The organism is Anaeromyxobacter diazotrophicus, assembly GCF_013340205.1.
GTDB classification, from domain to species: domain Bacteria; phylum Myxococcota; class Myxococcia; order Myxococcales; family Anaeromyxobacteraceae; genus Anaeromyxobacter_A; species Anaeromyxobacter_A diazotrophicus.
This window is the reverse complement of record NZ_BJTG01000005.1, coordinates 36603-54923: the sequence shown is the minus strand read 5'-3', so window position 1 is coordinate 54923 and position 18321 is coordinate 36603. Positions and strand designations below refer to the sequence as shown.

Here is an 18321-nt window from a genome sequence, read left to right as displayed (position 1 = left end):
CCCGCGGTCGCCGCAGCCGTTTTCGCGGCGGTGGCGCAGGCGGGCGCGGTAAGCTCCCCCGCCATGCGCGCCCGCTGCTTCCGCTGCCAGGAGACCTTCGAGACCGACCACTTCGGCACGCAGCGGTGCCCGAGCTGCGGGGCGGAGGTGTACCTGCCCGACCCGGCCGCGGCCGCCGCGCCTCCTCCGCAGCCGCCGCCTTCGCTGCCGCCGGCCGGGGCCGGTGGCCCGGGCTGGGGAGCGCCGCCGCCCGGCTGGAGCGCGCCCGCGTCCCCGCCGCCGGGGTGGGGCCCCGTGCCGCCCGGCGCGGTCCCGCCGCCCGCCGAGCAGCCCGCGCCCTTCGCCGAGCGCGCCCGCCGCGGGTTCGTCGCCTCGTACGTCGAGACCTGGAAGCTCGCCGCGCTCGACCCGGTCCGCTTCTTCCGCCAGGTGCGCGTGGACGACCCGCGCTCGGCGGTGCTCTTCGGCGCCATCGCGCTCACCATCGGCAACTGGGTGGCGCTCGTCTTCAGCTACCTCAGCGCCAGCGCCACCCTGAGCTTCGTCGCCCAGCTCACGCGCCGGATGCACGGGCGGGTAGACACGCTGCCCCTGCTCGAGGCCGTGGGCGGGCTCACGCTCAAGTCGCTCGTGGCGCAGCTCGTGCTGACCCCGGTGATGGCGGTGGTCGCGCTCTACCTCCTCGCCGGGCTCTTCCACCTGCTCCTGCTCGTCGTGCGCGGGGCCGGCCGCGGTTTCCCGGCCACCCTGACCGTGGTGGGCTACGTGAGCGGCCTCATGCTGCTGCGGGCCTTGCCGGTGTGCGGCGGGCTGGTGGCGATGGTGTGGTTCGTGGTGGCGGCGGTGCACGGCCTCTCCGAGGCGCAGCGCTGCGGGAGCGGCAAGGCCGCCTTCGCGGTGCTGGGCCCGGTGGCGCTGGCGTGCCTGTGCGCGTGCCTGGCCGGGGTGGTGGCCGGCGTGGCGGGGGTGAGCGGCCTCGGCGGCCTCCCCGGCCTCGACGGGGGGACGCCGCCGCCGGGCACCGGGATCTGACGTGGTCGCGCGGCGCGGCTTCGGCCACCCCGAGGTCTACGCCGCCGTGTTCGCGCTCTCCTTCGCGGTGGCGCGCTTCGCGCCGTGGCTGGTGGCCGGGCTGGGCTGCCCGTTCCGCGCCCTCACCGGCGTGCCGTGCGCCACCTGCGGCATGACCCGCGCCTTCGTGCGGCTCGCCCACGGCGAGGTGGCCGCCGCGGCCCTCGCGAGCCCGTTCGGTGCGCTCCTCGCGGCCGGCGCGTGGCTCTTCGCGGCCGCGGCCGCCGTCCGGCTCGCGCTCGGCCTGCCCTGGCCTCGGGTGAGCGCCGGGGCGGCGCGGCGGCTCGCGCTGCTGGGCGTGCTCGCGCTGCTCGCAAACTGGGCCTTCCTCGTGGTAGCGGATCGGCCATGAGCCCAGCCTGGAAGGCGCTGATCGTCCTCGCCGCCTACGCCCTCGGCGCGGTGCCGTTCGGCCTCGTCCTCACCCGGCTCTTCACCGGCCGGGACGTGCGCGCGGTGGGCTCCGGCAACATCGGCGCCTCGAACGTCGCCCGCGCCGCCGGGAAGAAGCTCGGCGTGCTCACGCTCGTCCTCGACGCCGCCAAGGCGTCGATCCCCATGCTCCTCATGCGCGCGCTCCTCGCGGACGAGGGCCCCGCCGTCGCCGAGCGCTGGATGATCGCGGTCGGTCTGGCGGCCTTCCTCGGGCACCTCTACCCGGTGTGGCTCGGCTTCAAGGGCGGCAAGGGCGTCGCCACCGCGCTCGGCGTCTTCGCGGTGCTGGCGCCCATCCCGGCCCTGCTCGCGCTCGTCACCTTCGGCGCCGCCTACGCCGCGACGCGGGTGCCGGCGGTCGGCTCGCTCTCCGGCACCGCCGTCTGCTGCCTGGGCGCCATCGTCCAGACGATGCTCGCGCGCGGCGGCGCGAGCGCCGCCTTCGCGAGCCCGGTGCCGTGGGCGGCGCTGTTCGTGACCCTCTTCATCTACCTGCGCCACCGCGCCAACATCGCGCGGCTGCTCCAGGGGGCGGAGAACAAGGTCTGAGCCGCTGAACCTTGGGTCTGCCCCCTCGGGGGCCGACGCGGAACCCCGCCGGCCACCGGTCGTTACTCACGCCGGGGGTTCCACCACGTGACGAGCGCAGGTCACGACGCAGTGTCCGTAGGGACCCGGTTGCCGGACGAGCTCTTGGCGCTGGTGCGGGAGCTGGTGGGCGCGGGCGAGCAGGCGCAGGGCGCGGGCTGGGAGCGTGCGCTGAGGCCGGGGCTGGTGGTGGGGCGGTTCGAGCTGGTGCGGGAGCTGGGGCGCGGCGGGTGCGGGGTCGTGTACGAGGCGCGCGACCGCGAGCTGCACCGGGCGGTCGCCTTCAAGGCGATGCGCGCGTGCGGCGCGGCCGAGGCGGAGGAGCGGCTGCTCGCCGAGGCGGAGGCGGCGGCGCGCCTCTCGCATCCCAACATCGTCACGCTCCACGACGCCGGGCGCAGCGAGCACGGGGCCTACCTGGTCCTGGAGCTCCTGCGCGGCGAGACGCTGGCGCGCCGCCTGGAGCAGGGGCCGCTGGCCGTACCCGAGGCGCTGCGCGTCGCGGCGGCGGTCGGGTGGGGACTCGCCCACGCCCACGCGCACGGCGTGGTCCACCGCGACCTCACGCCGGGGAACGTGTTCCTGTGCGAGGACGGCCAGGTGAAGCTGCTCGACCTCGGCCTCGCGCGCGCCTTCGGCCGCCGCAAGCTCGCCGGGGGGACGCCTGCCTTCATGGCGCCCGAGCAGGAGCGCGGTGCGCCGGAGGACGAGCGGACCGACGTGTTCGCGCTCGGCGTGCTCCTCCACCGGATGATCGGGGGCGCCCCGGCGCGCGTGGCGCGCGGCGCGCTCCCGCGCCTGGAGGTGGCGGGGCTGCCGTCGCTCGGGCCGCTGCTGGCGCGCCTCCTGGAGCTCGATCCCGTGCGGCGTCCCCGCGACGCGGTCGAGGTGGCGCCCGCGCTCGCGGCGCTGGGGCACGAGGCGGAGCGCGCCGGGCCGGGCGCGGCGGTGGTGCGCCGGCCCGGGCCGCGGCCGCGCGCGCTCCTCGCCCTGGCCGCGCTCGCGGCGGCGCTCACCGCCGCCCTGGCGCTCCGCGACGGGGCCCTGCCCGGGCGCGAGGTGCCGCCGTCGATCGCGGTGCTCCCCTTCGCCAGCGTCTCCGCCGAGCGCGAGCAGGAGGTCTTCTCCGAGGGGCTCAGCGAGGAGATCCTCGACACGCTGGCGCGCGTGCAGGGGCTGCGGGTGGCCGGCCGCACCTCGTCCTTCGCGGTCGAGGGGCGCGACGTCAAGCTGGCCGAGCTCGGGCGCGAGCTGGGGGTCGGCGCGGTGCTGGAGGGCAGCGTTCGCAAGGTGGGCTCGCGCGTCCGCGTCGCGGCGCGGGTGGTGAGCGTGGCGGACGGGTTCCAGCTCTGGTCGCAGGAGTTCGACCGCGAGCTGTCCGACGTCCTCGCGGTGCAGGCGGAGCTCGCGCGTTCGGTGGCGCGGGCGGTGGAGGCGCGCCTCGTCCCGGGGCGGGCGCCGCTGGAGGCGCCGCCCAGCGCCAGCCGGGACGCGCACCTCGAGGCCCTCAGGGCCCGCGCCTCACACGACCTCGCCTGGGGCGCGGAGGCGAGGGCGGTGGGGCGCTAGGCGCCGGCGCGGCCGGGTGCCGGGCGGTGCGCCGTCACCGCGGGGCGGGGCGCAGGAAGCCGAGCAGCGCCTTCTCGAAGGCCGGGAAGGCCTCGACCTGGGGCACGTGGCCTACCCCGGGGATCTCGACCAGCTGGGCGCCGGGGATCCGCTCCTGCGTGAGCTTCCCCAGCTTCTCGTAGTCGCCCATCGTCTTCTGCACCTCCGGCGCGGCGAAGGGCTTGCCGAGGGCGGTCCGATCGCGCGTCCCGATGATGAGCAGGGTGGGGACGCGAATGCGCGCGAGCTTCGGGACGAGCGGCTGGGTGAAGATCATGTCGTAGGTGAGGGCGCTGTCCCAGGCCACCTTCGGCCAGTCGGGCGAGCGCGTCCAGCCGGCCAGGAGGCGGGTGTGCGCCTCGTACTCAGGCTTCCACGCCCCGGCGTAGTAGGCGTTGCGCTGGTACTCGCGCACCGACTCCGGCGTCGCCTTGAGCTCCCCGCGGTACCAGTCGTCCACGGTGCGGGGCGGCACCAGCGCCGCGTAGTCCTCGAGGCCGATGGGGTTCACCAGCACGAGCTTCTCGGTGGCCGCCGGGTACTCGACGGCGTAGGTGCCGGCCAGCAGGCCGCCCATCGAGTGGCCGACGACGACGGTCCGCGCGAGGCCGAGCGAGGCGAGCAGCGCGCGGGTGTTGGCGGCGAGCTGGGTGAACGAGAACTGGTAGGCCGCCGGCTTGCTCGAGCGCCCGAAGCCGAGCTGGTCGGGGGCGATGCAGCGGAAGCCGGCGCGGGTCAGCGACTCGATGGTGGTCTGCCAGTCGCTGGCGTTGAAGTTCTTGCCGTGGAGGAGGAGCACCACCTGCGCGTTGCCCTGGCCGCCGCTGGGTGGGACGTCGAGGTAGGCCATGCGCAGCTTCTGGCGCTGGCTCTCCAGCTCGAAGAAGTGGACGGGCCAGGGGTATTCGAAGGCGCTGCCCTCGGCGTCGTAGGCGGGTTCGGCGGCCGGGGCGGGTGCGGCCGCGGCGGCCAGCGCCGGAACGGCCAGGGCGAGCGACAGGGCAGCGGCGAGGGAGCGCGAGAGCATCGCCGGGGCTTAGCGAGCGGGCGGGCGGCGGGCCAGCCCCAGTGCGCGCCCCAGGTCCGATTCTGCGCGAACTCCGTCCGTCCGCACGGTGGCGCGGGGCCGGCGCCGCGGTAGCCAAGACTCCTCCTGGAAGGAGGAGGATCATGACGACGAAGCGGCTGGGGATGCTGGGCGCGGTCGCGGTGGTGGGGCTCGGGCTGGGGCTCGCCCCGGGGGTCCGGAGCGGCGCCGAGGAGCCGGGGCTCATGGCCATGTCGGCGCGGAAGGGCCAGCCGGTCATCGCGCGCGTCTGGCACGGCAAGACCCCGCGCGCGAAGGCGGACGCGTACGAGCAGTACCTCACCGGCGCCGTCACGAAGTTCCCGAGCATCCGCGGAAACCTCGGCTATCAGGTCCTGCGGATCGACGGTGGCCCCGATGGCGACGCGTACACGGAGTTCCAGGTCGTCTCTTACTGGGAGTCGCTCGACGCCATCCGCGCCTACGCGGGCGACGACATCCGGCGCACCCACGACCTGCCGCGCGACAAGGAGTTCCTCGTCGGGATGGAGCCCTATGTCCGGAACTACCGGCTCGAGGTCAACGCGCTACGGCCCTGACGTCTTCTTCCTCGTCCTGCCGGGGACGATGCTGCTCGACTTCGCCGGCACGGCCGAGACGCTGCGCGTCGCGGCGGAGCTCGGGGCGCCGCTCCGCATCCGCTACGTGGGGCCGCGCGACGGCCCGCGCACCTCGCTCGGGCTCGCGCTCGCCGGCGTGGAGCCCCTGCCCGAGCGCCTGCCGAGGGGCGCGATCCTCGTCATCCCCGGCGTGGAGAAGTCGGCCCGGGACTACCGCCGGGCCGAGGCGCGGGAGGCCGCCGCCTGGCTCGCGCGCAGCGTGGGGCCCTCGCAGCTCCTCTGCACCGTGTGCTCGGGCGTCTTCCTGGCGGCCGAGAGCGGGCTCCTCGACGACCACGCCTGCACCACCCACCACAGCCTGGTCGCCCGGCTGGCGCGCGAGCACCCGCGGCTCACCGTGGTCGAGAACCGCATCTTCGTCCGCGACCGGAACGTGCTCACGAGCGCGGGCGTGACGGCCGGCGTCGACCTCGCGCTGCACCTCGTCTCGGAGCTGGCCGGGCCGCTCCTGGCGGTCGAGGCCGCGCGCCTGCTCGTGCTCTACTTCCGCCGCGCCGGCAGCGACCCGCAGCTCTCGCCCTGGCTCCTGCACCGCAACCACATCGACCCGCGCGTCCACGCCGCCCAGGACCTGGTCGTCCGCGAGCCCGCGCACGGCTGGAGCGTCCCGGAGCTGGCGCGGCGCGTTCACGCCAGCCCGCGCCACCTCGACCGCCTGTTCCACGCCTACGCCGGCATCTCGCCGCTCGCCTACGTCCGCAAGATCCGATCGGCCAGCGCACGGGAGCTCCTGCGCGCGCCGGGCGCGAGCGTCGAGCGCGTCGCGGAGACGGTGGGGTTCTCGTCGGCGGAGCAGCTCCGCCGCGCCTTCCGCCAGTTCGAGCACGCCCGCCCCATCGACGTGCGCCTCGGGCAGTAGGACGCCGGCAGCGCGCCGCGGCGGCGGCCGCCTTCACCGCGCGCCCGCGACGGTCTCCCCCGGCGCCCTGGCCCCGCGCCGCCGCAGCGCCTCGACCACCTCCGGGTGGCCGCGGTCCCGCGCGCGCTCGGCGGCGGTGCGCCCCGCCCCGTCCGGCGCGTCGAGCGCCGCGCCGGCCTCGGCGAGCGCCTCCACCAGCGGGACCTGGCCGGCCTCGGCGGCGCGGTGGAGCGGTGTCGCGCCCTCCCGATCCCGGGCGTCCAGCTCGGCGCCCGCCTCGACCAGCAGCTTCACGATCGGCAGGGAGCTCGCCTCGACCGCCCAGTGCAGCGGCGCGCGGCCGCCGAGGTCGGGCTGGTCCGCGTCGGCGTCCTGCTCGAGCAGCGCCGCCGCCGCGTCCTCGTGCCCCTTCGACGCCGCCACCGTGAGCGCGCTCCCCGCCCGCGGATCGGTCGCGTCGGGGTCGCCGCCGCGGGCGAGCAGCAGCCGCACGCAGGCGCCGCAGCCGGAGCTCGCCGCCTCCACCACCGCGCTCCGGCCCTGCTCGGTCGCCGCGCGGACCTCGGCGCCCGCGTCGAGCAGGCGCGTCAGCTCGGCCAGCTCCCCGCGGCGCGCAGCGGCGAGGAGCGGCGGGAGCACCTCGGCCGCCGGGTCCGGGCTCGGGGCGGCTCCGCCCGCCGCGGGCGCCGCGGGCCCGAGCAGGTCCTTGTGCGGAGGCGGCGGCGGCCGGACCGCCGCGCGCGGCGCCCGGGCCGGGAGCCCGTTCGCCAGCGCCGCCTCGCGCATCCAGGCGGTGCCGAGCGCGAACGCGCCGGAGCCCGTCGCGACCAGCACGAGCGCGCCCGCCAGGAGGCGGAGCGGCGAGGGGGGCACGCCGCCTGCGGGGTCGGCTCGCATGACCGCCAGGATAGCCTCGCGCGGGGCGGGCGCGGAGCGCGCGCGCGGCGCCTCGAGACCGACATGTAGGGGAGGCGAGGCGGACGGGAGCTTCCGCGCGCGCGCCGAGGACGCCCCTCTCCTGTGGGCTCCGCCCGCGTCGCCGCGCGGGAGGCCGAGCGCCGGTTCGCCGGGCCGCCCATCCGGGGTCGCTCGGTCGGGCCCACCTGGCGAGCGCCGCGCGAACGAGGGCGCCCTCCTGGCAGGATTCACTTCCCGTCCTGGGCCTGACACCGTGTCGCAGCGAGGTGTCTCATGCCGAACGACTCCGCGGCACTCTCGATGGCAGCCGGAAACGCCGAGGTCTGCTTCCCGGCGTGGCCCACCCCCCAGGCGCTGGTCACGCAGGTCGCGGCACGGGTCCACGGCCGGCTCGGCGCCGGCCCGCTGGAGGCGGCGACCTTCTTCGCCTTCGCCGTGGCGATCCCGGGCGTCGTCGCGGTCCTCTCGGTGGCGATGCTCTGCTTCCTCCTCGCCTTCGTGCTGCTGGCGCCCGGCGCGCTCGGGCTGCTGGCGTGGGGCTGCTGGCGCCACGACCGCGCCCTGTCGCGCGGCTGACGTCGCGCGCCGCGGCCTCCACGAGGCCGCCGCTCATCCCGGCGGTTGCGGCGCCCGCGCCGCGCGGCGCTCTCCGCGCGCCCGCGCCTTGGCGCGCTCCCCTTCGCGCGTCCTCACGGCCGTCCGCGCGCGGAGGGAGCGGAGGAGTCGCGCGGTCGCCCCGGCGACCTCGTCGACGGCCCGCCCGAAGGCCTCGACGTCGGCGGCGGAGGGCTCGCGCAGCCCGCTCACCTTCCGCACGTACTGCAGCGCCGCGGCGCGGATCTCGTCCTGCGAGGTGGGCGGCTCGAAGTGGTACAGCACGCGGATGTTGCGGCACATGCCCTGTGCATAGCGCCGGGCGCCGGCGCGGCCACGCCGAACCGGGAGCGAGGGCCGCGGGGTCGCGCGCCCCGGAGCGCGCCGTTAGACGTCACGCACCTCGGCGGCGCGCCGGCATCGGGCTGGGCGCGCGCGCCGGCCAGGCGCTGGCCGGGCTCCGGGGCGGGAGAGGATCGACCGTGATCGACGAGGCGGTGCGTGCGGTGCTGGCGCAGGAGGGCTCGGCGGCGTTCGTGACGCAGGGGCCGGGCGGCCCGCACCTGGTCGCGACCTGGCAGAGCTACCTGCGCGTCCTGGACGACGCCACCCTGGCCTTCCCTGCCGGCGGCTACCGGAAGACCGAGGAGAACCTCCGGGCCGGCAGCCCGGTGCAGATGATCCTGGGGGCGAAGGAGCCGCGGGCGAGCGGCTACCGGCTGAGCGGGCGCGCCGAGCTCCAGGCCGACACCCCGATCCACGCGGAGCTGAAGCAGCGGTTCCCCTGGTGCCGGGCGGCGGTCGTGCTCCACGTGACCCAGGTCGAGAAGGTCCTCGGCTGAGCGGCGGCTTGCGCTCGCGCCGCGGCGGTGGCACACGAGCGCTTCGCCTGGAGCTGCCCTTGCCCGAACGCCGCGCCTTCTCCGTCTCCGTCTTCTGCCGCCACGGCGGCGCCGTCCTGCTCATCCACCACCGCCGGCTGGGCGCGTGGTTGCCGGTGGGCGGGGAGATCGAGCCCGGCGAGACGCCGCTCGAGGCGGCGCGCCGCGAGCTGCGGGAGGAGACCGGGCTCGAAGGCACCTTCGTCGCCGGCGCCGGGGTGGAGGGGACGCCGCCCGGGCTCATCGGCTACGAGGAGCACCTGGCCGGCGCGAAGGGGCTCCACATGAACTTCGCCTTCGTCGCCGACGTCGCCCGCCGGGACCTCACCGCCTGCGACGAGTGGAGCGAGGCGCGGTGGGTGACCGACGGGCGCGAGCTGCCGTGCCCCCGCAACGTCGCGCAGCTGCTCTCGCTCGCGCTCGCCTCCTAGCTCGTCCCCCGGCAGGGCGCTCCCGCGGTCCGCCCGCGGGGGTCGACGGAACGTTTCCCGACCTCGGGACGTCCTACGTCCGCGAGAGGCCTCCACCCGATCGTCACGATCGGCGCAGCCCGGAGTCCCCCCATCGAGCGCGTCGTCGAGGTGGCCGGGGCGAGCCCGGCGACCGGCAGGCGAGCGAGGTCCAGGAAGAGGAGAGGGCGTCATGAAGATCGGTCGTGTCACCGTCGGTGCGGCAGCAACCCTCGCGGCGCTCGCGTTCGGCCAGGCGCGCGCCTCCGATCCCCCCGGCGCTTCGCCGGAGGACCCGGTCGAGCAGGCGAAGCCGGCGGAGTCGCCCGACGCGCAGCAGCGAGGGAGCGCTCCCCAGGGGGCCACGAGCGCGATCGCCGACCAGGGGACCGGCTCCGGCGGCGGCGAGGCCGTCCAGGAGCGGGATCGCCGGGAGCGCCGGGAGCGCGCGGAGCGCGAGGGCGTGAGCTACCCGCTGCCGGACCAGGATCCGGAGCTCAAGCGGCTGCTGAGCGAGTGACCGGCGGCGCGAGGGCGAGGGCGCGTGGGGCGCGCCCTCGCCCTCGCGGCCACGGCTGAGGGCGCGGAGCCGCCCGCGGCGCCTAGCGGCCCACACCGGTCGCGTGCTTCACTGCGCGGCATGTTCCCTGTCCGCGCCCACGCGCTCTCCACGGAGCGCCGCGACGGCGTCTGGCCGCGCGTGTACCGTCCCAGCCGCGGGCACCGCCTCCTCCTCGGCGGGCTGGGAGCGCTGATGCTGGGCGCCGGCGTGGTGTGCGTGGGCGTGGCGCTCGCGCGGGGCGCGGACGACGCCGTGGTGATGTCGGCCGTCGCCGCCGGGTTCGCGCTCCTCGGGGGCTTCCTGGTCGCGGCGGTCAGGGCCGAGCGGGTCGTCCTGTTCGAGGACGCGATCGAGTTCGTGGAGCTCGGGCGCGGGCGTCGCCGCCTGCGCCGCGACGACATCGCCGGCCTCCGCACCGTCGCGCTGCAATACGGCCAGCAACAGCTCGTGTTCGAGCGGCGCGGCGCCGCGCGGAAGCCCGTCAAGGTCGGGTTCATCTGCGAGCGGGACGAGGTGCTCGACGCGTGGCTGGCGGCACTCCCCGACCTCGACCTCGCGGACCGCCTGCGGGCCGAGGCCGAGCTGCTCGGCGCGCCCGCGCTCGGGCGCACCGAGGAGGAGCGCGCCGGGTCGCTCGCCAGGGCCAGGACGATCGCGCGCGCCGTGACCGGCCTCGCGATCGGCGCGGCGGCGTGGGGCTGGCTGCGGCCCCGCCCGTACCCGCTGGCCATCGCCGTGCTCGCCGCCATCCCCCCGGTCGCGGTCGCGCTGCTCGTCGCCGGGCGGGGGCGGTACTCCGCCGAGGGGCGGCGCAACGACGTGCGCCCCGGGCTCGCGCTGCCCCTCATCTTGCCGGGCGCCGTGCTCGCGCTCCGGGCGCTGCTCGACTTCCACGTCCTCGACCACCGGCCGCTGCTCGTCTGGGCCGGGTGCGCGACCCTCCTCATGGCCGCGCTCGTCCTCGTCGGCGAGCCTTCGCTGCGGCGGCGCTGGCCGGCGGCCCTGCTCCTGGCGCTCCTCGTCGGCGCGCACCCCTGGGGTGCGCTGGCGGAGGCGAACGTGCTGCTCGACGGGGGCGAGGCGCAGCGGTTCGAGGCGACCGTGGTCGACAAGCACGTCGTCTCGGGCAAGCACACCAGCTACGACCTGCGGCTCACGCCGTGGGGACCCGTTCGGGAGGAGGACACGGTCGAGGTGGACCGCGCGCTCTACGAGGGGACCGAGGTGGGCGATGAGGTCTGCGTGGCGCTCAAGCCGGGCGCGCTGGGGGTGAGGTGGTTCGTCGTGGCGCGGTGCCGCTGACGGAATCGCCGAACGCTCCGCCTCGCGCGGAAGGCGTCTGGGAGCGAACCATGGAGAAGAAGTTCAAGCTCAACCCGGAGGAGCTCCGGCCCGTGGCGGTCGGCTTCGGCGCGTGCCTCGCCTCCGACCGGATCACGGTCGAGGGCTCGCCGGTCGGGTTCATGTACCGGGAGGAGCCGGACAACGAGGCCGACAGCGGGTGGCGGTTCCTGTCCGGGGACGAGACCGACGCTTACCTGAACGACGCGGCGAACTTCGAGATCTACGACGTGAACACGATCGCGAACTACGACCCGAGCATCACGCCGCAGCTCGAGGCGCCACCGGGATCGGAGTTCGAGAAGCCGCCCGGCTCCGAGCGCTTCGTCCCGGTGCGGGACTGAGGCTTCGACGCGCCCGAGGGGGCGCCTCCCCTCACACGTTCGGCATCGGGGTGCGCCTCGCCCACCGGGCGGATGAGCACCTGCCGCGGCTTCACGCCGTTCGGCGGGCCGACCACGCCCTCGCGCTCCATGCGCTCCACGATCTTCGCCGCCTTGTTGTAGCCGAGGCGCATCTCGCGCTGGAGCTTCGAGACGGACACCTCCTCCATGCGCGAGACGAAATCGAACGCTCCAATCAAGGAAGGCGGCCGGCACGGCCGCGACCAGTTCAAGCAGGGGCCCCAGGCACTCGACGTTGTGACCCTCGGGGAGCGCGTCTACTCCGCCAGCTTGATTCCACCGCGGCGCTTCATGCCCATGGCGACGCGGTAAAGGTCCGGGACATTGTAACGGCCGTCCTTGCTCTCTAGGAACACGCCCAAGTCCTTCAGCTTCTCCAAGACGGTATACGGATCGGTGCCAGGCAGGCTGGCGTGGCCTTTGACGAAGCGGCACTTCTTAAGACGCTCGAGAAGCCGGGCCTGCGAACACGGCACCTCTAGCGCCTCGAGCTGGGATGCAACCTCTTCAATCCACGGAAAGTCCTCGGCTAGTTCATCGACGCGCTGTTTGGAAGCTTCCTTCACCCCTTCAGCCAGCGAAGTGGGCGTCAGAGGGGTGCTCCCCTTCGAGCCGCCCTTGTCTCGCATCCATCCTGCCGCTCGAGCAAAAGCGACAAGGAATGAACGAGGTGACACTCGGCTAAGGGCATCCGCGAGGTGATTTGGGATCCACGTATACGTCAAGCCCTTGCGAGGATTAAGGCCCATGTACTTGCCGATGAGTGCAGTCATCACCCTATTCTGTGCGTCCTCGTCCACGGCGGAAGTTGGAGTCCAGCCAAGCGGAGCAATGTCGATAAACGAGGATCTGCCACATAGGTACTCGAGATACTCGCGGGTTTCGGCGCCTCCCTCATGGGCGGCGCCCATCCTCTTGAAAGCCATTCGGTAAAGGTCGGTTGTCGACCAGGCGAGTTCCTCGCGATAGCCACGGAGCTTGCTGGCATCTGGGAAACTGCGCATGCCGCTGGCCTCGAGATCGGGTCGCAGAAAAACCTTGAGCCGAACCGAGCGGCACCTTCGCGAGATGTCCAAGGCCAGCGAGAGAAGCCCACCAACTGCGATTTCGAGTGTTGCCCAGTCGTTTGCGGCCCGGTCCAGTGCATCAAAAGTGAAAACGCAGAGTTGCCCCTTCGCAGTCATCGCTGAGTCAACATCATCAATAAGAGCAAACGCCCGCTCCACGTCGGCGCTTACCCAGGCAAGAGAATCTCTCGGGCTGCTTGCATTCTTCCTGAGGGCGTCAACTCGGGACCGCAAGGCACTAGGAAGTGTCTTGACTGCGTCCGCGTCCACCGCGAGCCGAGCGAGGCTGAGGCCGATCCACAGTTTGCGGGCGTCCTTGGCCGTAGCGGCATCCAGTGCCGACTCGATGGCGTCAGCCGAAGGATGGCTAGGGGCGTTCTTGACGAACGAACGACCACTGGTGAAGCTCTCGATGAATAGAATGCGGGCAGGATCGTGGACTAGTTTGACTCCAGTGGCCTTCACCACCGCAGCCCGACCAGGCGGATCAAGCAGCGCGCGGAAGATCTGAGTCTTGCCTGTGCCACGACCACCGATGACGAGGATCCGATCAGGCTCGAACGACCTCGTCTGGCTCGGGACCGGGTAAAGGCCACCGAAGAACTCGGCGTCGGAGAGCTTCTCGGCCGAGCCCGCACCCTGGGCGATAGTGGATACAGCCTCAAGCAAGGCCGAGGTGTCAAATTGCGTCTTCAAGGTCCAAATCCTTTGCAAGCTGCACACAGAAGGACTTGTGCTCGTCGGAAAGCAGCAGTTGCGTGCCGACCGTTAGGTCAAGCACGCCGAGCAGCGCCTCTCGAAATGGCAACTCGTAAGCATAGTGTGTGGCCGAAGTGTCCTGCGGGCCAGGCACGTCCCCCTCTACATAGTACTCGTTGCTGCAGAGGTCATAGGCGCGCCTTCTGAAGTCGGCGGAAATATCGAACGCGTCCGCCCGTCGACGCGGAGGGACCATCGTGTGCACAAGCTTTACCCAGTCGGCGCGGAGTCTGCCTAAGTGGCGGAGGACTACCGGGAGGCCAGCCCAGGTTTGAGGGGTGTTCTCAGCAAAGACGAGCTCGAGATGGGACAGTCCGGAGAGGCTGGCGCCCCCCAGATCGTGCAGCCCGGCGCGGACATCAAGCAAGATCGCGTCGGGGTTCATCTCGGTGCGAACTCGAGAGACCAGACTGAAGAGAAGCGTTCGGACCGCGTGCGTCGGGTCCGTCAACCCCTGAACGTCGATGCGGCCGAGCTTCTCAAGGTAGTTGTCGTCCAAGTTACCGGCCGGAATGACGCTGATCGATCCGGGTCCTGGAGCAAAGGGAGACGGCACGTAGTACCGCGACAGCGCGAGGGGCGTCGCACGGGTGACCCGCGCTTCCAACAGGAAGTCGACCACGCCGAGGTCCATCTCCTCGGTAGCCAACATCGGCGCTGCCCCGGGCGCTTCTAGGTCGAGATCGACGATGACTACGTTCTTGCCTCTAGAGGAAAGATAGAGGGCGAAAGCCGACATGGCTGTGGTGCGACCAACGCCACCCTTGAACCCATAAAAGGAGATGACTCTAGGTGAAGCAGACGAGAATGCCCATGGTTCGACAGGCTTCTGCGTCTCAGTCAGCCAAGAATCCTTCGAGAATCGGCGCTCATAGATAAACCACTTTGCCCGCGCCGAGGCTGGCGCTGTTGCAAGTGGGCGGCGCTGGGCTCTCAAGTCACCGACCAGCGGCATCCGAGCCTTGTCTGCAGTGACGGTCAGTGCGTCCACGATGACGGGAGAGACGGTGTAGGGCGCGGCCGAGATCAAGCTGTCGGAGAGCTTCTGTGCCTCGTCGGTGGGCCAGTTCGGCGGGTACTCAACGTAGACACGTACTCGGCCAAGAAGGTCGCGCACCAGGGTGACTTCACATCCAGACAGGTCGACGCCAGAGGACTCCAGCGCAACCGCGACGACTTCTGGAGCGTTGTCGAACAGTACGTCTGCCATTAGGCCGGCTCCTCGATGAGTCCGTCCAAGAACATCTGACCAACGCATCGCGTCCAAACGCGGTCCGCCACTTGCAGTAAGAGTGCGGACTCCTGCGGGGCTCGGTCACCGGTTCGGTCGTACCGCGAGGCCTCGCTCCACTTGTGGTTCATCGTGTTCACGTCGGCCTCAGCCGGCCCGTACCGAGTACACCCAGGTACCGCGAGTGCTGCGAATGCGAGTCCATCGCGCTGCAGCCTCTGGAGGCGGTGTCCATAGGACTTCGCGTTGATGCCAGTTCTTTGAACCACTGCCTTGAGAGCGCACTCAACGACGTAGCCCGAGTGATACGCGCTGTTGTCGTGCCGCGAACCTTCATGAAGGTATCGAGCGTCTCTCAGGTGGCGCGTGGACGCTGAGACGAAGTCCGGGTTCGGCAAGGAGGACCACCAAAGGATGGAGGGCGGTTCATACCCTACCCGATGCAGCCAAGTGCTGAGAAGGATTCGGCGAAGGGGCCTCTTGGTCGGTGCAGGCCAATCCACCAGAATCGGGGGGCTCCAAGTCGACGTGGACCAGGAGTGCTCGCAGGAAAGTGCTTTCCTTGTTCGCGGGACCGAACACTCCGAAACCCTCGACAGGTTTCGGCCGGTCCGGATGTAGCGGTTGCATCCTCGCGCGAGTGCGAGGGTTTCGTCTGGGGTGTCCTGCGAGGAGGCATAAGTGAGGTCCACCCGGCTGACAACAGTCGCGACGCGATTCGATCCTGCAGACGCGCGATCCGAGAGGCGGGGATGGCGTGGGGAGTAGTCGACACCGCGGCGCAGGACGACCTAGCCGCACGGTCAGAACTCCGTCAGGTCCGATAGGGTTCCGCGGCTACGGTTGATGACCATGGCCACTTGGCAAGCACATCAGTCGAGGATGGCCCTCACGTCCTCGCGAGGCCGATCGACGGGGAAGCAGCGTGCCCGGGACGAAGGCGCCTCGGGGCGCCTCCCCCTCACACGTTCGGCATCGGGTGCGCCTCGCCCACCGGGCGGATGAGCACCTGCCGCGGCTTCACGCCGTTGGGCGGGCCGACCACGCCCTCGCGCTCCATCCGCTCGACGATCTTGGCCGCCTTGTTGTAGCCGAGGCGCATCTCGCGCTGCAGCTTCGAGACCGAGACCTCCTCCATGCGGGAGACGAGGTCGAGCGCCTGGTCGTAGATCGGGTCGTCCTCGTCCGCGTCGCCGCCGCCGGGGCCGCCCTGGTCGCGCGCCTTGAGGATCGAGTCGTCGTAGACCGGCTTGCCCTGCTCCTTCAGGAACTTCACCACCCGCTCGATCTCGCCCTCGGAGACGAACGCGCCCTGGACGCGGGTGAGCGGCTGGGTGGCGGTGAGCACCAGCATGTCGCCGTCGCCGAGCAGCGACTCGGCGCCGGTGCCGTTGATGATGGTGGCGGAGTCGTGCCGCGAGGCGAGCCGGAAGCTGATGCGCGCGGGGAAGTTGTTCTTGATCATGCCCGTGACCACGTCGGTGGACGGGCGCTGCGTCGCCACCATGAGGTGGATGCCGGTGGCGCGCGCCTTCTGCGCCAGGCGCGCCAGCGAGATCTCCACCTCGCGCGGCGCGGTCATCATGAGGTCGGCCAGCTCGTCGATGATGACCACGATGTAGGGGAGCTTCTGCGGGAGCTTCTTCCCCTCCTGCTCCGCCTCGCGCGCGGCGACGGCGTCCTGGGGCGGCGGCGCGCTCGGATCCTCGTACTCGGGGGTGAAGCCGGGCGGCAGCGTCGGTCCGCCGGCCTCCTCGGAGGCGGCGCGGGCGGCGGCCTCCTCCTCGGTCTCGCCGGCGGTGACGTCCACCACCACCAGCTTCTTCGGCGGCGCGGCGGCCTCGTCCGTCTCGCCGAAGGTGCGCCCCTCGGCCCGCAGCTTCTCCGCCTTGCCGTTGTACGACTTCAGGTCCTTCGAGCCGGTGTCGGCCAGGATCTGCGTGCGCCGCTCCATCTCGTCCACCGCCCACTGCAGCGCGCGGGCGGCCTTGGCCGGGTCGGTCACCACCGGCAGGAGCAGGTGCGGGACGTCCTCGTAGATCGAGAGCTCCGTCATCTTCGGGTCCACCATGATGAAGCGGACCTGATCCGGCGTCTGCCGGTAGAGCATCGACAGGATCATCGTGTTGAGGCCGACCGACTTGCCCGAGCCGGTGGTGCCGGCGATGAGCAGGTGGGGCATCTTCTGGAGATCCACGCAGTACGGGATGCCCTCGATGTCCTTGCCGAGCGCGAGCGGGAGGAGCCCGCCAGCCTGGGCGAAGCTCTCCGACTCCAGCACCTCGCGCAGGTAGACGGTGGCGCGGTCGTGGTTCGGCACCTCGATGCCCACCACGCCCTTGCCCGGGATGGGCGCGATGATGCGGATGCGGGTCGCCGACAAGGCCATGGTCAGCTCCTTGTCGAGGTTCTCGATCCGGGCGAGCTTCACCCCCGCCACCGGCACGAACTCGTAGAGCGTCACCACCGGCCCGGGCCGGATGTGCTTGATGACGCCGTCGATGCCGTGCTGCCGGAGCGTGGCGACGATGATGCCGGCGATGCGCTGCAGCCCCCCCTCGTCCACGTCCTGCTTCACCGCCTCGCGCTGGTCGAGCAGCTCGCTCGAGGGGAGCCGGAAGACGTCGCCGGACTGCGTGAAGGCGAAGGCGGGCTCGCCCTTCTTGTCCTTCTTCTTCTTGCCGCGCTCGAGCATCGCCTGCGAGAGCACGATCTCCGGCTTCTCGGCGGGCGGGAGCGGCTCGCCCAGCAGGATGGCCGGCTCCTCCGCGAGCGCCGGCTCCTCGGCCGCGCCGGGCTCCGCCAGCCCCGCGCCGGCGTCGGTCGCGTCGCACGCCTGCGCCGGCGTCTCGGCGGCGGCCTTGCGCCGGCGTCGCGGCTTCTCCTCCGGCTCGGCGGCCGCCCCGGCGGCGGCGAGGTCGTGGACCCACGCCGGATCGTCGCCGAAGGCCTGCCCCGCCCGCTCCAGCGCCAGCGCGCCCGCCATGGCGCGCCCCTCGGCCTCCGCCTCGCCGCTCTCGGCCTCGACCACCGCCAGCGCCGCCTCTTCGCGCTGGGCGCGCGCCAGCGCCTCCTGCGCGCGGAGCTCGGCCACCGCCTCGCGGTGCCGCTCGACCGCCTCGCCCAGGTGCGAGCGGAGGAAGGCGAAGAAGGCCTGCCCGGCCGCGAGGAGCGCCGCCGCCGCGTCGCGGACCTTGAAGTCCACCCCCACGATGAGCGCGACCGTGGCGCACGCGCCCACCACGAGCCCGGTGCCCACCGGCGAGAAGAGCGCCACCGCCCGGGTGCAGAGCGCGCGCCCGACCGCGCCGCCCGCCGGGAAGCTCGCGAGGTGCTGCGCCGCGAGCAGCAGGTGGGCCAGGGTGGCGATGGCGAGCGTCAGCGCCAGGTGCGCGGCGGCGCCGACCAGCGTCAGCCGGCGCGGGGCGTCGCGCAGGAGCCGCCAGCCGAACACGCCCAGCGCGGCCGGGACCACCAGGCCCGAGAAGCCGAGCACGCGGTACACGAAGGTGGCGACCCGGTGGCCGACCGGGCCGACCAGGTTCGAGGCGGCCGGGAGCCCGCGGGACACCAGGGGTGCGTCCGAAGCGGAGAAGGTGAGCAAAGCGAGGCCCAGCGCCAGCGACCCCGCCAGCAGCACCACCGCCGCGATGTCGCGGCCCATGCCGCTCCGCTCGCCGCCCTTCTTGCGGTTTGCCGGGGACTTCCGGTCCTTCGCCTTGTCCTTGCCCATTCCCGTGCCGCTCCCGTCGCCCGGACCGCGCTGCCCGGAACCCGAGGATATCGGGGGGGAGGGGGTGGTCAATTTTTCGAGCGAAGCCAAGTTCTTGCGTCCACTTCGCGCCCC

Annotated in this window: 19 protein-coding genes and 1 pseudogene; 12 read left to right on the top strand and 8 right to left on the bottom strand. The window is 72.8% G+C overall.

Annotated features, from left to right (window positions below; genetic code table 11):
* Nucleotides 1–63 precede the first annotated feature (63 nt).
* The 4 genes from HWY08_RS11480 to HWY08_RS11465 all read left to right on the top strand — a co-directional run bounded on the left by HWY08_RS11480 (nucleotide 64) and on the right by HWY08_RS11465 (nucleotide 3663).
* Nucleotides 64–1032 carry a YIP1 family protein gene (locus tag HWY08_RS11480; protein WP_176065218.1) on the top strand — a complete coding sequence of 323 codons (969 nt, stop codon included), beginning with the start codon at nucleotides 64–66 and terminating at the stop codon, nucleotides 1030–1032.
* A gap of 1 nt (nucleotide 1033) precedes the next feature.
* On the top strand, nucleotides 1034–1423 hold the full coding sequence (locus HWY08_RS11475; RefSeq protein ID WP_176065216.1) for a DUF2752 domain-containing protein: 390 nt from the start codon (nucleotides 1034–1036) through the stop codon (nucleotides 1421–1423).
* Nucleotides 1420–2055: a glycerol-3-phosphate 1-O-acyltransferase PlsY gene (plsY, locus tag HWY08_RS11470; protein ID WP_176065214.1), complete on the top strand. Its 636-nt coding sequence runs from the start codon at nucleotides 1420–1422 to the stop codon at nucleotides 2053–2055. Before HWY08_RS11475 ends, plsY begins: the two co-directional genes overlap by 4 nt.
* Nucleotides 2056–2184: 129 nt before the next feature.
* The gene (locus HWY08_RS11465) at nucleotides 2185–3663 is read left to right on the top strand and encodes a protein kinase domain-containing protein (protein ID WP_176065212.1); all 1479 of its coding nucleotides are present in this window, start codon (nucleotides 2185–2187) and stop codon (nucleotides 3661–3663) included.
* A 34-nt stretch (nucleotides 3664–3697) separates the two neighbouring features.
* Here HWY08_RS11465 and HWY08_RS11460 read toward each other — a convergent pair whose 3' ends face one another.
* Nucleotides 3698–4729 carry an alpha/beta fold hydrolase gene (locus tag HWY08_RS11460; RefSeq protein WP_176065210.1) on the bottom strand — a complete coding sequence of 344 codons (1032 nt, stop codon included), beginning with the start codon at nucleotides 4727–4729 and terminating at the stop codon, nucleotides 3698–3700.
* A 143-nt stretch (nucleotides 4730–4872) separates the two neighbouring features.
* Between HWY08_RS11460 and HWY08_RS11455 the strand changes: the two genes are divergently transcribed.
* Nucleotides 4873–5328, top strand: coding sequence for an antibiotic biosynthesis monooxygenase family protein (locus tag HWY08_RS11455; RefSeq protein ID WP_176065208.1), 456 nt, complete (start codon nucleotides 4873–4875; stop codon nucleotides 5326–5328).
* Nucleotides 5285–6268, top strand: a complete 984-nt coding sequence (locus tag HWY08_RS11450; protein ID WP_176065206.1) for a GlxA family transcriptional regulator — start codon at nucleotides 5285–5287, stop codon at nucleotides 6266–6268. The genes HWY08_RS11455 and HWY08_RS11450 overlap by 44 nt, the downstream gene beginning before the upstream one ends.
* A gap of 33 nt (nucleotides 6269–6301) precedes the next feature.
* On the opposite strand, the gene HWY08_RS11445 is transcribed toward HWY08_RS11450, so the two are convergent.
* Entirely contained in the window at nucleotides 6302–7165 is an 864-nt protein-coding gene (locus HWY08_RS11445; RefSeq protein ID WP_176065204.1) for an ankyrin repeat domain-containing protein, read from the bottom strand.
* Nucleotides 7166–7459: 294 nt separating this feature from the next.
* Here HWY08_RS11445 and HWY08_RS11440 point away from each other — a divergent pair, with 294 nt between their 5' ends.
* Nucleotides 7460–7762, top strand: a complete 303-nt coding sequence (locus HWY08_RS11440; protein WP_176065202.1) for a hypothetical protein — start codon at nucleotides 7460–7462, stop codon at nucleotides 7760–7762.
* A 33-nt stretch (nucleotides 7763–7795) separates the two neighbouring features.
* Here the strand turns inward: HWY08_RS11440 and HWY08_RS11435 are convergent, their stop codons facing one another.
* Nucleotides 7796–8083, bottom strand: coding sequence for a DUF2277 domain-containing protein (locus HWY08_RS11435; RefSeq protein WP_176065200.1), 288 nt, complete (start codon nucleotides 8081–8083; stop codon nucleotides 7796–7798).
* Between the two features lie 179 nt (nucleotides 8084–8262).
* Between HWY08_RS11435 and HWY08_RS11430 the strand changes: the two genes are divergently transcribed.
* The 5 genes from HWY08_RS11430 (at nucleotide 8263) to HWY08_RS11410 (ending at nucleotide 11357) form a co-directional block, all read left to right on the top strand.
* A complete protein-coding gene (locus tag HWY08_RS11430; RefSeq protein ID WP_176065198.1) occupies nucleotides 8263–8622 on the top strand; it encodes a pyridoxamine 5'-phosphate oxidase family protein in 360 nt (119 codons plus the stop codon).
* Between the two features lie 59 nt (nucleotides 8623–8681).
* A complete protein-coding gene (locus tag HWY08_RS11425) occupies nucleotides 8682–9092 on the top strand; it encodes an NUDIX domain-containing protein (RefSeq protein WP_176065196.1) in 411 nt (136 codons plus the stop codon).
* 211 nt (nucleotides 9093–9303) lie between these two features.
* Nucleotides 9304–9630, top strand: coding sequence for a hypothetical protein (locus HWY08_RS11420; protein WP_176065194.1), 327 nt, complete (start codon nucleotides 9304–9306; stop codon nucleotides 9628–9630).
* A 120-nt stretch (nucleotides 9631–9750) separates the two neighbouring features.
* On the top strand, nucleotides 9751–10974 hold the full coding sequence (locus tag HWY08_RS11415) for a hypothetical protein (RefSeq protein WP_176065192.1): 1224 nt from the start codon (nucleotides 9751–9753) through the stop codon (nucleotides 10972–10974).
* A gap of 50 nt (nucleotides 10975–11024) precedes the next feature.
* Nucleotides 11025–11357 carry a DUF2185 domain-containing protein gene (locus HWY08_RS11410; RefSeq protein ID WP_176065190.1) on the top strand — a complete coding sequence of 111 codons (333 nt, stop codon included), beginning with the start codon at nucleotides 11025–11027 and terminating at the stop codon, nucleotides 11355–11357.
* Nucleotides 11358–11413: 56 nt separating this feature from the next.
* On the opposite strand, the pseudogene HWY08_RS22190 reads toward HWY08_RS11410, so the two are convergent.
* The 5 genes and pseudogenes from HWY08_RS22190 to HWY08_RS11385 all read right to left on the bottom strand — a co-directional run.
* A pseudogene (locus HWY08_RS22190) lies at nucleotides 11414–11587 on the bottom strand (DNA translocase FtsK); the annotation flags it as partial.
* A gap of 87 nt (nucleotides 11588–11674) precedes the next feature.
* Nucleotides 11675–13180: a P-loop ATPase, Sll1717 family gene (locus HWY08_RS11400; protein WP_176065186.1), complete on the bottom strand. Its 1506-nt coding sequence runs from the start codon at nucleotides 13178–13180 to the stop codon at nucleotides 11675–11677.
* On the bottom strand, nucleotides 13164–14453 hold the full coding sequence (locus HWY08_RS11395; protein WP_176065184.1) for a KGGVGR-motif variant AAA ATPase: 1290 nt from the start codon (nucleotides 14451–14453) through the stop codon (nucleotides 13164–13166). Before HWY08_RS11395 ends, HWY08_RS11400 begins: the two co-directional genes overlap by 17 nt.
* The gene (locus HWY08_RS22185) at nucleotides 14453–14977 is read right to left on the bottom strand and encodes a HEPN domain-containing protein (protein ID WP_371869331.1); all 525 of its coding nucleotides are present in this window, start codon (nucleotides 14975–14977) and stop codon (nucleotides 14453–14455) included. The genes HWY08_RS11395 and HWY08_RS22185 overlap by 1 nt, the downstream gene beginning before the upstream one ends.
* Nucleotides 14978–15435: 458 nt before the next feature.
* Nucleotides 15436–18207 (bottom strand): FtsK/SpoIIIE family DNA translocase, encoded by a 2772-nt coding sequence (locus HWY08_RS11385; RefSeq protein ID WP_176065180.1) that lies wholly within the window; start codon nucleotides 18205–18207, stop codon nucleotides 15436–15438.
* Nucleotides 18208–18321 lie beyond the last annotated feature (114 nt).

Coding starts and splice junctions, on each gene's coding strand:
- HWY08_RS11445 (WP_176065204.1), bottom strand. CDS start 7,165: ATGCGAGCCGACCCCGCAGGCGGCGTGCCCCCCTCGCCGCTCCGCCTC.
- HWY08_RS11410 (WP_176065190.1), top strand. CDS start 11,025: ATGGAGAAGAAGTTCAAGCTCAACCCGGAGGAGCTCCGGCCCGTGGCG.
- HWY08_RS11460 (WP_176065210.1), bottom strand. CDS start 4,729: ATGCTCTCGCGCTCCCTCGCCGCTGCCCTGTCGCTCGCCCTGGCCGTT.
- HWY08_RS11420 (WP_176065194.1), top strand. CDS start 9,304: ATGAAGATCGGTCGTGTCACCGTCGGTGCGGCAGCAACCCTCGCGGCG.
- HWY08_RS11455 (WP_176065208.1), top strand. CDS start 4,873: ATGACGACGAAGCGGCTGGGGATGCTGGGCGCGGTCGCGGTGGTGGGG.
- HWY08_RS11450 (WP_176065206.1), top strand. CDS start 5,285: ATGTCCGGAACTACCGGCTCGAGGTCAACGCGCTACGGCCCTGACGTC.
- HWY08_RS11385 (WP_176065180.1), bottom strand. CDS start 18,207: ATGGGCAAGGACAAGGCGAAGGACCGGAAGTCCCCGGCAAACCGCAAG.
- HWY08_RS11435 (WP_176065200.1), bottom strand. CDS start 8,083: ATGTGCCGCAACATCCGCGTGCTGTACCACTTCGAGCCGCCCACCTCG.
- plsY (WP_176065214.1), top strand. CDS start 1,420: ATGAGCCCAGCCTGGAAGGCGCTGATCGTCCTCGCCGCCTACGCCCTC.
- HWY08_RS11480 (WP_176065218.1), top strand. CDS start 64: ATGCGCGCCCGCTGCTTCCGCTGCCAGGAGACCTTCGAGACCGACCAC.
- HWY08_RS11395 (WP_176065184.1), bottom strand. CDS start 14,453: ATGGCAGACGTACTGTTCGACAACGCTCCAGAAGTCGTCGCGGTTGCG.
- HWY08_RS11440 (WP_176065202.1), top strand. CDS start 7,460: ATGCCGAACGACTCCGCGGCACTCTCGATGGCAGCCGGAAACGCCGAG.
- HWY08_RS11415 (WP_176065192.1), top strand. CDS start 9,751: ATGTTCCCTGTCCGCGCCCACGCGCTCTCCACGGAGCGCCGCGACGGC.